This is a genomic window from Kitasatospora sp. NPDC001540 (assembly GCF_042894345.1).
Classification (GTDB): domain Bacteria; phylum Actinomycetota; class Actinomycetes; order Streptomycetales; family Streptomycetaceae; genus Kitasatospora; species Kitasatospora phosalacinea_C.
The window spans coordinates 1-12,479 of record NZ_JBIAVO010000053.1 but is presented as its reverse complement, the minus strand read 5'-3'; the positions used below and the strand labels follow the sequence as shown (position 1 = coordinate 12,479).

Annotated in this window: 9 protein-coding genes; 6 read left to right on the top strand and 3 right to left on the bottom strand. The window is 74.0% G+C overall.

All coding sequences use genetic code 11. From position 1 onward, the window contains the following. Window positions 1–39 precede the first annotated feature (39 nt). Entirely contained in the window at window positions 40–1,746 is a 1,707-nt protein-coding gene (locus ACFY00_RS35620; RefSeq protein ID WP_388037713.1) for a carboxyl transferase domain-containing protein, read from the bottom strand. Window positions 1,747–1,876: 130 nt separating this feature from the next. On the opposite strand from ACFY00_RS35620, the gene ACFY00_RS35615 reads away from it, so the two are divergent. Together ACFY00_RS35615 and ACFY00_RS35610 are read left to right on the top strand one after the other, a co-directional pair. Beyond that, entirely contained in the window at window positions 1,877–2,575 is a 699-nt protein-coding gene (locus ACFY00_RS35615; RefSeq protein ID WP_388037710.1) for a TetR/AcrR family transcriptional regulator, read from the top strand. Between the two features lie 248 nt (window positions 2,576–2,823). Then, on the top strand, window positions 2,824–6,558 hold the full coding sequence (locus tag ACFY00_RS35610) for an ABC transporter ATP-binding protein (RefSeq protein ID WP_388037708.1): 3,735 nt from the start codon (window positions 2,824–2,826) through the stop codon (window positions 6,556–6,558). A gap of 301 nt (window positions 6,559–6,859) precedes the next feature. Here the strand turns inward: ACFY00_RS35610 and ACFY00_RS35605 are convergent, their stop codons facing one another. Beyond that, a complete protein-coding gene (locus ACFY00_RS35605) occupies window positions 6,860–7,765 on the bottom strand; it encodes an ATP-grasp domain-containing protein (protein ID WP_388037706.1) in 906 nt (301 codons plus the stop codon). Window positions 7,766–7,881: 116 nt separating this feature from the next. Here ACFY00_RS35605 and ACFY00_RS35600 point away from each other — a divergent pair, with 116 nt between their 5' ends. Next, entirely contained in the window at window positions 7,882–8,427 is a 546-nt protein-coding gene (locus ACFY00_RS35600; RefSeq protein WP_388037703.1) for an NUDIX hydrolase, read from the top strand. Window positions 8,428–8,455: 28 nt separating this feature from the next. On the opposite strand, the gene ACFY00_RS35595 is transcribed toward ACFY00_RS35600, so the two are convergent. Next, entirely contained in the window at window positions 8,456–8,875 is a 420-nt protein-coding gene (locus tag ACFY00_RS35595; RefSeq protein ID WP_388037701.1) for a hypothetical protein, read from the bottom strand. A 622-nt stretch (window positions 8,876–9,497) separates the two neighbouring features. Here ACFY00_RS35595 and trpS point away from each other — a divergent pair. From trpS to ACFY00_RS35580, 3 genes are all read left to right on the top strand, one after another. Beyond that, entirely contained in the window at window positions 9,498–10,571 is a 1,074-nt protein-coding gene (gene trpS, locus ACFY00_RS35590; protein ID WP_388037700.1) for a tryptophan--tRNA ligase, read from the top strand. Between the two features lie 163 nt (window positions 10,572–10,734). Further along, window positions 10,735–11,664, top strand: coding sequence for an LD-carboxypeptidase (locus ACFY00_RS35585; protein WP_388037698.1), 930 nt, complete (start codon window positions 10,735–10,737; stop codon window positions 11,662–11,664). Between the two features lie 10 nt (window positions 11,665–11,674). Further along, entirely contained in the window at window positions 11,675–12,394 is a 720-nt protein-coding gene (locus tag ACFY00_RS35580; RefSeq protein ID WP_388037696.1) for a nucleoside/nucleotide kinase family protein, read from the top strand. Window positions 12,395–12,479: the final 85 nt, after the last annotated feature.

Below are 12,479 nucleotides of genomic sequence, written 5' to 3'. Positions count from 1 at the left end.
CGCGTCACCGACGGCGGTCCGGGCGGTCGCGGCCGACCGTCACATTCGGAAGACCCCGAACGGGCGCGGGTCGGGGAGCGGGGCGTTGGCGCAGGCGGTGAGCGCCAGGCCGAGCACGGTCCTGGTCTGCAGCGGGTCGATCACGCCGTCGTCCCACAGCCTGGCGGTGGCGTAGTACGCGTTGCCCTGGCGCTCGTACTGCTCGCGGACGGGGCGCTTGAACTCGTCCTCGTCCTCGGCGCTCCACTCCTCGCCCCGGGCCTCGAACTGGTCGCGGCGGACGGTGGCCAACACCGAGGCCGCCTGCTCCCCGCCCATCACGGAGATCTTCGCGTTCGGCCACATCCACAGGAAGCGAGGTGAGTAGGCCCGCCCGCACATCGAGTAGTTGCCCGCCCCGTACGAGCCGCCGATCACCACCGTCAGCTTGGGCACCCGGGTGCAGGCCACCGCGGTGACCATCTTGGCGCCGTGCTTGGCGATGCCGCCGGCCTCGTACTGGCGGCCCACCATGAATCCGGTGATGTTCTGCAGGAAGAGGAGGGGGATGCCGCGCTGGTCGCACAGTTCGACGAAGTGCGCGCCCTTGAGCGCGGACTCGGCGAACAGGACGCCGTTGTTGGCGACGATGCCGACCGGGTGGCCGTGGATCCGGGCGAAACCGGTCACCAGGGTGGTGCCGTACTCGGCCTTGAACTCGGCGAACCGGCTGCCGTCCACCAGCCGGGCGATCACCTCGCGCACGTCGTAGGGGGTGCGCGGGTCCACCGGCACCACGCCGTACAACCCGGCCGGGTCGACCGCGGGCGGCTCGACCGGGGCGAGCGGCCACGGCTTGGCGGCGCGCGGACCCAGCCCGGCCACGATGGTGCGGACGATGGAGAGCGCGTGGGCGTCGTCCTCCGCGAGGTGGTCGGTCACGCCCGAGGTGCGGGAGTGGAGGTCTCCACCACCCAGCTCCTCGGCGGTCACCACCTCGCCGGTGGCGGCCTTCACCAACGGTGGGCCGCCCAGGAAGATGGTGCCCTGGTTGCGGACGATCACGGCCTCGTCGCTCATCGCCGGGACGTACGCACCGCCCGCGGTGCAGGAGCCCAGCACCGCCGCGATCTGCGGGATCCCGGCGGCGGACAGGCGTGCCTGGTTGTAGAAGATCCGGCCGAAGTGGTCGCGGTCGGGGAACACCTCGTCCTGCATCGGCAGGAACGCCCCGCCGGAGTCCACCAGGTAGACGCAGGGCAGCCGGTTCTCCAGGGCCACCTCCTGCGCGCGCAGGTGCTTCTTCACGGTCATCGGGTAGTACGTGCCGCCCTTGACCGTGGCGTCGTTCGCCACCACCAGGACCTCGCGGCCGGCGACCCGGCCGATGCCGGCGATCACCCCGGCGGCCGGGGCGGCGCCGTCGTACAGTCCGTCGGCGGCCAGCGGGGCCAGTTCGAGGAACGGCGAGCCGGGGTCGAGCAGGGTGTCCACCCGGTCCCGGGGCAGCAGTTTGCCGCGGGCGACGTGTTTGGCGCGCGCCTTCTCGCCGCCGCCGAGCGCCGCCGCCGCGAGCTTGTCGCGCAGTTCGGCGACCAGCTCCCGGTGGGTCCGAGCATTGGCCAGCCCGGCCGGGGAGGACGGGTCGGCCACGCCCTCCAGCCGGGGGGCCGGTGCGTCGGAGGCGAGGAACGGCGGGGCGTCCGGGGCCGCGTCCCGTGACGGGGCGGTGGACCACGGAGGGGTCTGTGCGGAAGAGAGGACCATCCCAAGAGCTCCCTTGCCCTCGGATTCGGATCGGGGCAGGCCGAAGGGCGAGTCGGCGAGCCCGTGTTAATGAGCGTTAACTCTGTGGCCAGGTTAACCATCGATAACCCGACTGTCTACGATGGGCAGCATGCCCAACCGCGCCACCGCCCCCGCGCTCCCACGCCGTGACCAGATCCGGAAAGAGGCCGCCAGGCTGTTCGCCGCCCGCGGGTTCCTCGGGGTCGGCGTCGACGAGATCGGCAAGGCGGTCGGCATCAGCGGTCCCGGCCTGTACCGGCACTTCGCTGGCAAGGACGCGATGCTCGCCGACCTCCTGGTCGGCATCAGCGAGCGCCTGCTGGAGGAGGGGCGGCGCCGCGAGGGCGAGGCCGACGGGCCCCGGGCCGCGCTCGACTCCCTGATCGACGGGCACATCGACTTCGCCCTGGACGACCGGGACTTGATCACCCTCCACGACCGCGAACTGCTCCACCTCAAGGAGACGGACCGCCGCCGGGTGCGCCGACTCCAGCGCGGCTACGTCGAACTCTGGGTGACGGTGGTGCGCGAGGCCTTCCCGCCGCTGGCCGTGCCCGAGGCGGAGCCGGTCGCCCGCGCCGCCGTGCACGCGGTGTTCGGCCTGCTCAACTCCACCCCGCACAGCGCCGCTCCGCAGCAGCCCCAGGGCGCCGGACCCGATGCCGGTGCGGGCGCCCCCGCCGAGCGGTCCAGCTCCGAGCGGTCCGGACTGGCCCGGGACAGCATGGCGGCGTTGCTGCGCGCCCTGGCGCAGGGGGCGTTCGTGGCCGCCGCCGCGGAGGTCGAAGGGTCCCGATCGGCCCGCTGACCGGCGGCACCGAGGTGCGGCGGTCAGCCGGGGCGGTCAGCCGGGATGGGCGATCGGGGTGAGGCTGGCTACACCCTCCGCCTAGGTCGATCGGCTGACCCAGGTCTAGCCGATCGCAGGAGGCGCACCACCGCGCGGCGCGGGCAACCTGGAGACGGGAAGGAAGCTCGGCCCCGGGTCGTTCAGCCTTCCGTGCGCCCTCGAACCCGATGGACGCCTGACCGGCCGAATGGTTAGCATCACTAAATATGCCCGAGACTCATGGTTTCCCAGAGCGGAGTTGGCTCCGCCGGCTCGGCGGCTACTGCTGGCGGTACCGCCGCAACCTGCTGCTGTCCTTCGGGGCGTCCCTGGTGGGCATGGCGGTCACCGCGATCGTCCCGCTCATCACCAAGCTGATCATCGACGACGTGATCACCGCGCACAGCCGTCCGCTCACCCCCTGGGCGGTCCTGCTGCTGGTCGCGGCGGCGGTGGTGTTCCTCTGCACCCAGGTCCGGCGCTACTACGGCGGCCAGCTCGCGCTGGACGTCCAGCACGACATGCGGGCCGACCTGTTCCGCTCGCTGACCAGGCTCGACGGGCACCGGCAGGACCGGCTGGACACCGGGCAGGTGGTCGGCCGGGCCACCTCCGACCTGCAGCTCGTCAACGGACTGCTGTCGATGCTGCCGATGATGACGGGCTACGGCCTGATGTTCGTCATGTCGCTGGCGGTCATGCTCTGGCTCTCCCCACCGCTCACCCTGATCGCCCTGGTGATGGGCCCGGCCCTGTGGTGGCTGGCCACGCTCAGCCGCAAGCGCCTCTTCCCGGCGACCTGGGCCGCCCAGCAGCAGGCCGCCGAGGTCGCGGGCGTGGTGGACGCCGCGATCGGCGGGGTCCGGGTGGTCAAGGGCTTCGGCCAGGAGGCGCAGGAGCGCCGCAAGTTGGAGCGCGCCTCGCGCGAGCTGTTCGCGGCCCGGCTGCGGTCGATCAAGCTGAACGCCCGCTACACCCCGGCCATGCAGGCCGTGCCCGCGCTCGGGCAGGTCGCGGTGCTCGCCGTCGGCGGCTGGCTGGCCGTCCGGGGGGACGTCACGCTCGGCACCTTCGTCGCCTTCTCCACCTACCTGGCGCAGATGACCGGCCCGGTCCGGATGCTCGCCATGGTGATCACCGTCGGCCAGCAGGCCCGCGCCGGGGTCGAGCGCGTCCTGCAACTGATCGACCAGCGCCCGCTGGTCACCGACCCCGCCGACGCCCGCCCGCTCGACCCGTCCGCCGCCCCGCCCGGCACCCCCGCGCTGGAGCTCGACCGGGTCGACTTCCACTACCGGGCCGAGGAGCACCCCGAGCCGGGCAGCGTCCCCGACGGCGTCCCGGTGCTGGAGGGCCTCAGCCTGCGGCTGGCCCAGGGGGAGACGCTGGCCCTGGTCGGTGCCTCCGGCTCCGGCAAGTCCACCGTCGCCCAGCTCGTGCCCCGCTTCTACGACCCCACCTCCGGCACCGTCCGACTGTTCGGGCAGGACGTCCGCGAGGCCACCCTGGACTCGGTGCGGGCCACCATCGGCATCGTGCCCGAGGAGAGCTTCCTGTTCTCCGAGAGCGTCCGCACCAACATCGCCTACGGGCACCCGGAGGCCACCGAGGAGCAGATCGAGGCCGCCGCCCGGATCGCCCAGGCCGACGGCTTCATCCGCGAGCTCCCCGACGGCTACGACACCAAGGTCGGCGAGCAGGGCCTCACCCTCTCCGGCGGCCAGCGCCAGCGCATCGCGCTCGCCCGGGCCGTCCTCACCGACCCGCGCATCCTGCTGCTCGACGACGCCACCTCCGCGGTGGACCCGCAGATCGAGGCGGAGATCCACGACGCGCTGCACAGCGTGATGGCCGGTCGCACCACCCTGCTGATCGCCCACCGCCGCTCCACCCTGCAGCTCGCCGACCGGATCGCCGTCCTGGACGCGGGCCGGCTGATCGACCTCGGCACGCACGAGGAACTCACCGCCCGATGTCCCCGCTACCGCTCGCTCATCACCGACCCGGACGCCTTGGCGGCCCCCGCCCCGGCCCCGGCCGACGGCGCCGCGCCCGAGCGGGCCGCCGGTACCACCGCCGTCGGTGCCACCGCCGCCAGCACGGACGCCGGGAAGCCGGGAGCGGACGCCGAACTGCTCGCCAAGGTCGCCGCACTGCCGCCCGCGACCGACACCCCCGGAGTCCCGGTCGAACGGGCCGAGGCCGCCGACCCCCGGTTCGGCCTCGCCCGGCTGCTCGCCCCGTTCCGCCGCCCCCTGCTGCTGGCCCTGCTCCTGGTCGCGCTGGACACCGCCGCCGGGCTCACCCTCCCGGTCCTGATCCGGCACGGCATCGACGACGGCGTCAGCAAGGCGGCCCTCGGCGGCGTCGCGGTCGCCTCCCTGCTGGCCCTCGCCGTGGTCCTGCTCGACTGGCTGGTGCAGGCCACCGAGAGCCGGGTCTCCGGCCGCACCGGCGAGCGCGTCCTCTACACCCTGCGGCTGAAGATCTTCGCGCACCTCAACCGGCTCGGCCTCGACTACTACGAGCGGGAACTGACCGGCCGGATCATGACGCGGATGACCACCGACGTCGACTCCATCTCCTCCTTCCTGCAGACCGGCGTGGTCACCGCCGTGGTCAGCGTCCTCACCTTCTTCGGCATCTTCGCCGCCCTGATCGTGATCGACCCCGGCCTCGCCCTGGTGGTCTTCGCGGTGCTCCCGCCGCTGGTCATCGCCACGCTGGTGTTCCGCAAGAAGTCCGCCCAGCAGTACCAGGTCTCCCGCGACCTGATCAGCACCGTCAACGCGGACCTGCAGGAGAACGTCGCGGGCATGCGGATCGTCCAGGCCTTCCGCCGCCAGGACGCCAACACCGAGCGGTTCGTCGAACGGGGCCTCGCCTACCGGCACGCCCGGGCCAGGGCGCAGCTCTACATCTCGCTGTACTTCCCGTTCGTGCAGTTCCTCTCCAGCGTCGCCTCCGCCCTGGTGCTGATCGCCGGAGCCTCCCGGGTCGACGACGGCACCCTCACCATCGGCGCCCTGGTCGCCTACCTGCTGTACATCGACCTGTTCTTCGCGCCCGTCAACCAGCTCTCGCAGATCTTCGACGGCTACCAGCAGGCCGCCGTCGGCCTCGGCCGGATCCGCGAACTGATGCGCACCCCCACCAGCACGCCGCAGGCCGAGCACCCCGTCCCGGTCGGCGCGCTGCGCGGAGAGATCGACTTCCGGAACGTCAGCTTCGCCTACAACGGGGGCGGCGCGGGCAACCCCGACGTGCTCTCCGGCATCGACCTGCACATCCCGTCCGGCCAGACCGTCGCCCTGGTCGGCGAGACCGGGGCGGGCAAGTCGACCCTGGTCAAACTGGTCGCCCGGTTCTACGACGCCACCGGCGGCACCCTGCAGGTGGACGGCACCGACCTCACCAGCTACGACCTGGACGGGTACCGGCACCGGCTCGGCGTCGTCCCGCAGGAGGCGTACCTCTTCGCGGGAACGGTCCGGGACGCCATCGCCTACGGGCGCCCCGGGGCCAGTGACGCCGAGGTCGAAGCGGCGGCCAAGGCGGTCGGCGCCCACGACATGATCACCCGGCTGACCGACGGCTACCAGCACCGGGTCGCACCCCGCGGCCGCAACCTCTCCGCCGGTCAGCGCCAGCTCATCGCCCTCGCCCGCGCCGAACTGGTCGACCCCGACATCCTGCTCCTCGACGAGGCCACCGCCGCACTCGACCTCGCCACCGAAGCAGCCGTCAACCACGCCGCCGACCGGCTCAGCGGCGGACGCACCACCCTGGTCATCGCCCACCGGCTCACCACCGCCGAACGGGCCGACCGGATCGTCGTCCTCGACCACGGCCGCATCGTGGAGGACGGCACCCACGCCGAGCTGCTCGACCGCGACGGCGCCTACGCCAAACTGTGGAACGCCTTCATCGCGGAGGGGCACCCGACACCGGCCCTGGGCTGAACCGTCGGACGACGGCCCCGGCGGAGGGGCGGCAGCGGACCACGACGGACCGCGCCGCCCTGACGCCGGGGCCGACGACCCCGGCGGCCGCCGCGCCGTCCAGACCTCCGCCGTCGCCGCCCTCGGCACCGCCTGCGGGCCGTTGGCCGGTGCCACCCCGGCGAGCAGTCCCGGCTACCCGGCGACGGGCGCGCTGCTCGCCGCCCTGCTGCTGGTCGGCGCCGGGCCGCTGGCCCCGGCCGCCCGAGCCCGCGGGCCCCACCGGCCCGGTGCCGGGCGCCCGCCCGGGCCACGCCTCCGACTACGCCTTCAGCAGCGCCCGGAACAGCGCCTCGACGTCCGCCCCGGACGGCAGTTCGCTGACCTGGCCGTCCCCGACCTCCACCACCCGCCACCCCTCGGCCCCGTCCGTCCCGCTCGCCCCGTCCGCGCCGGTGCTGCGGGCCAGGTCGGTGGTGACGAAGCGGCACCCCAACCGCCGGACCAGCGGGCGGACGGCCGACAGTTCGGGTTCCACCCGGACCGCCGGGCTGTCGGGGTGCGGTCCGACCAGCACCGGCTCCCCGTCCAGCCACCAGACCCGGGCCTCCTCCGCCCGTCCGTCCGCGGCCCGGGCGAACGACTCGAAGCGGCGCACCACCAGCCCGCCCGCCAGGAACTCGCCCTGCAGTTCGGCGAAGCGCGACGCCACCCGCTCCAGCGCGTCGAGGTCGGCGAGGTCCGGCACGTAGCAGGCCTCGTCCCACTCGTGCTTGCGGGACTTGACGTAGTCCTTCACCACCGCGGGCCCCCGCCCGCCCAACTCCGCGGCGGCCGCAGCCAGTGCGCTCCGGCTCCAGTCCGGGCCGGGCAGCCACCTGCTGGCCGGGGTCAGCGGTTCGAACGTCCGGTACCAGCCGGGCAGTTCGTGGGCGGTCGCGTACGCGGCCGGTCCGGTCAGCAGTGGGCGGCCGCGGTCCGCCAGGGCCTCGGCGAGTTCGGCGTACCGGGCGGTGGGGACCATCCAGCCCCGGTACCAGAGCGGCCCCGCACCGGCCGGGATCCGGCGGACCGCGGCCGCGACGTCCCCGGCGAGCAGCGCGTCGTGGTCGAGCAGGACGTGGTCGCCGCCCACGGCCCGGAGCGCCCCGGCCTCCCAGGCGAAGTGCGGGTCCACCCGGCGGGGGAGGAGCGGGTCGGACGGAAGGATGACGGCGGATTCGACCATGCGGCTCAGATTAGGTCCACCGAGCGGTGGAGAGCCCGGAAACCCCTTGCCCCGGCACGTCGTTCCGCCCGAAAACCCGATCGACACCCCCTCCGCCGCTCTGCCAGGGTGGACCCGTGCGATGGATCAGGCGTGCTCGGAAGCCCGTCGGCGAACGGCGTCCCCGCCAGGCGGCGCGGACGCTGGTGCTCTCCCCGCAGGGCGAGGTGTTCCTGTTCAGGTCCGACAACTCCGAGGTCGGGGTGCACTGGAACGCCCCGGGCGGCGGGGTGGAGCCGGGCGAGTCCCCGATCGAGGGAGCCCTCCGGGAGCTGCACGAGGAGACCGGCTGGACCGACCTCCGGCCGGGCCCGCTCGTCTGCACCTGGGAGCACGACTTCACCTGGCACGGCACCCCGGTCCGCCAGCACGAGCACATCTTCCTGACCCACGGCCCGCGGCGCGAACCCGGGGACGTCGCGGAGGTCCACCGGGTCGACGGCATCCTCGGCTGGCGCTGGTGGACGCCGGAGGAACTCGCCGCCCCCGACGCCGACCCGACCTGGCCGCCGGACCTGTCCACCCTGCTCGCCGGGCTCCGCACCGCGCCACCCGGCCCGATCGAGCCCGTCCACCTCGGCTACGTGCCCAACACCGCCACCGCCCCGGCCGCGGGCAACTGACCCCGCGGCCCCCACCGTTCCGGCCGACTCAGCGGACCGGGCGCCGACCCCGCCGACGTCCGCGCGTCGTCGGCAGCTCGGCCTGCCAGTCGCGCATCCCCAACTCCCGGTCGTGCACCGCCTCCGGGTTGATCACCACCGACAGCAGGGCGGACCGCAGCTCCTCCGGGGACAGGCCGGTCGAACGCTGCAACTGCTCGGTCGGCACCGACACCGCGATGGCCGACCGCCACTCCGGCAGCACCACCTGGCAGGTGCCGGAACCGAACCGCAGCAACTGCGCTGACACCCGCCGGTCCGGAGCCCGCCCACCCGGACCGACCCCCTCCGCCAACCCGGGCGACCCGCCGATCAGCACCCCCATCGGCACCCCCACCAGGTCCGTCGGCGCGCCCTCCAGCCCGACCGCGTCCTCCTCCGCCCCCGCCCGGCGCCCGGCCGACGGCACCGCCCGCACCTGGCTCAACCGCCGCGAGGGCGCAGGACGCCGCTGCGGACGCGCCTGCCCCACCACCTCACCGGCGCCCCAGACCCCCGACGACCACCCGACCGCCGCCCCGGACGCACCCACGCCCGTGCTCGTCCCTGCGTCCGCGCCCGCACGCGGACCCGTACCGACGCCCGTACCGGCGCCCGCGCCCGTCGCGACGTTCTGCGCCGCGCCCTCCGGAGCCGGACCCTCCGCCGAACCCGCCTGCACCGCGCGGCGGTTGACGTCCGCGCGCGGTCGGTCCGACGCGTTCTGGTCGAGCGAGGTCATGGCTGTTGCCCCTCCGGAATCCGAGTTCGCCCGATCCTGCACCACCGGTGCGCGCCGGGCCAAGGGACGTGCGCACGCGGCCGGCGGTTCCCGTGCAGGGAGGGTAAACCCGTTGCGGAGCCCGGGCACCGGGCTAGGGTGGAGGCATGTCTCTCACGTCATGCCTGTGCTGGTGGCCGTCCTAGGACGGCCGGTTCCCACGCATGACCCCAGGGCCGTCCGCAAGGGCGGCCCCGGCGCGACCACCTCGGACGGACCCAGGGCAGGCCCCGGCGGGCGGCCACCACCCGTAACCGAGGAGCCCCCCGCCATGACCGGCAAAGCCCCCGCCACCGCCGACCGCACCGCCACCGCCGACCGCATCCCCGTCGAGAGCGCGGCGAACCCGCTGGTCGCCGCCACCGTCGCAGGGCACCACCGCATCCTGACCGGCGACCGCCCCACCGGCCCGCTGCACCTCGGCCACTACTTCGGGACACTCCGCAGCCGGGTCGAACTCCAGGCCCAGGGACTGGAGTTGATGATCGTGATCCCCGACTACCAGGCGATCACAGACCGGGACCGCGCCGACCACCCCGCCGATCACGCGGAGGACCTGGTCCTCGACTACCTGGCCGCCGGGGTCGACCCGGAGCGGGCCACGATCTTCACCCACAGCGCCGTCCCCGCCCTCAACCAGCTGATGCTGCCCTTCCTCAGCCTGGTCAGCGTCGCCGAACTCTCCCGCAACCCCACCGTCAAGGACGAGATCGCCCACTCCCGGCAGTCCGCCGTCAGCGGGCTGATGTTCACGTACCCCGTCCACCAGGCCGCCGACATCCTGTTCTGCAAGGCCGACCTCGTCCCGGTCGGCCAGGACCAACTGCCGCACCTGGAAGTCACCCGCACCATCGCCCGCCGCTTCAACGACCGCTACGCCACCCTCTTCCCCGAACCGCAGGCCCTCCTCTCCCGCGCCCCGCTGCTCCTCGGTACCGACGGCGGCAAGATGAGCAAGAGCCGGGGCAACTCCGTCACCCTCGGCGCCACGGCGGACGAGACCGCCCGCCTGCTCCGCGGCGCCGTCACCGACCCCGACCGCCACATCGCCTACGACCCCGAGCACCGCCCCGGCGTCTCCAACCTCCTGCTGCTCACCGCGCTCTGCCAGGACCGCGACCCGCACGCCGTCGCCGCGGAGATCGGCGACGGTGGAGCCGCCCACCTCAAGCGCACCGCCACCGAGGCGGTCAACGAGTACTTCCGCCCCCTGCGGGCCCGCCGCGCCGAACTCGCCGCCGACCGCACCGTCCTGCGCGAGGTCCTGCACGCGGGGAACGCCCGCGCCAACGCCGTCGCCGACCGGACCCTCGCCGAGGTGCGCGCCGCCATGGGCACCTTCTAGCCCCGCCCCGCCCCGGCCCACCCCGCCCCGCTTCCGCCCCCGCAGCGGCAGTGGCTCCGCCGGGGTGGGCCGTTCCCGGACGGGGGATACCGTCAGCAGACGGAACAGCGGCCGCCCGCCTCCTGTCCCCACCCCCTGCTCGCGCTCCCCGAAGGAGTACCGGATGCCCCTGCGCCCGCTCCGCCCCGGTGACCGGGTCGCCCTCGCCGCCACCAGCGGCGCGATCGACCCCGACCGACTCGCCCTCGGCACCGACATCCTCCGCTCCTGGGGCCTGGACGTGGTCGTCCCCCCGCACCTCCACGACACCCACCCCACGCTGCCGCACCTGGCCGGCACGGACGCCCACCGCGCCGCCGACTTCCAGGCCGCCTGGCTCGACCCCGACATCGACGCCGTCCTCTGCGCCCGCGGCGGCTTCGGCGCCCACCGGATGGTCGACCTCCTCGACTGGGACGCGATGCGCGCCGCCGAACCGAAGCCCCTCGTCGGCTTCAGCGACGTCACCGTCCTGCACGAAGCCGTCAGCCAACGGCTCGGCATCCCCACCCTCTACGGCCCGATGCCCGGCACCACCGTCTTCAGCACCGACGCCGCCACCGCCGAACACCTGCGCCGCACCCTCTTCGAACCCGCCACCACCACCGTCCTCACCGGCCCCGACGCCACCGCCCTCGCCCCCGGCCAGGCGCACGGCGTCCTGATGGGTGGCTGCGCCTCACTGCTCGCGGCCGACCGCGGCACCCCCGGAGCCCGCCCGTCCTTCGCCGGCGGCCTGCTCCTGCTGGAGGACGTCAACGAGCAGCCCTACCAACTCGACCGGATCCTCACCCAGCTCCGCCGCAGCGGCGCCCTGGACGGGGTGGCGGGGGTGGTCCTCGGGTCCTGGGACAACTGCGGCCCGCTCGACGGCGTGCGCGCCGTGATGCTCGACCACTTCGGCGGGCTCGGCGTCCCCGTCCTGTGGGAACTCGGCTTCGGCCACTGCCCGTCCTCGATCACCGTCCCGCTCGGCGTCCCCGCCACCCTCGACGCCGACGCCGGCACGCTCACCCTCGACGCCCCTGTTCTCAGCGCCCCTACCGGCGCGTAGGGTGCGAGCCATGCACGTCGAAGGCACCTCCAGCACCGCCCCCACCGCCGAGCAGCCCGCCGCCGTGGCGGAACAGGTGCTGGCCCGAGCCCTCGGCCTGCTCCGCGGCCCCGGCAGCGGTACCGGCCGCGTCCTCCTCGGCCTGGCCGGACCGCCCGCCGCCGGGAAGTCCACCCTCGCGCGCCTCCTGGCCGACGAGATCAACCACCGCGAAGGCCCCGACACCGCAGCCCTCCTCCCGCTCGACGGCTTCCACCTCTCCAACGCCCAGCTCGACCGCCTCGGCCTGCGCCCGCGCAAGGGCGCCCCCGAGACCTTCGACGCCCACGGCTACCTCGCCCTCCTCCAGCGCGTCACCACCGACCGCTTCCACGACATCTACGCCCCCGATTTCGACCGCACCCTCGACGAACCGGTCGCCGCCCGCCACCTCGTCCGCCCCCACACCCGCCTCGTCATCACCGAGGGCAACTACCTCGCCACCCCCACGACCCCGTGGACGGACGCCCGGGCCCTGCTGCGCGAACTCTGGTACGTCGACGCGGACGAGAACACCCGCGACACCCGCCTGCTCGCCCGTCACACCGCAAGCGGCCAGGACCACGCGGTCGCCCGCCGACGCATCGACAGCAACGACCGCCCGAACGCCACCCACGTGGAGAGCAGCCGCGAAGCGTGCGACTGGGTGGTCCACACGGACGAGTTTGCATCTGTTCGCCGGTCGGCGTAGTGTTGACTGGTCGCTCGGCAGGGAGCACCGGACACGCATCTGTGTGGACGGTCCCGGGGCGGCCAATCCCTTGGAAAACCAGTGA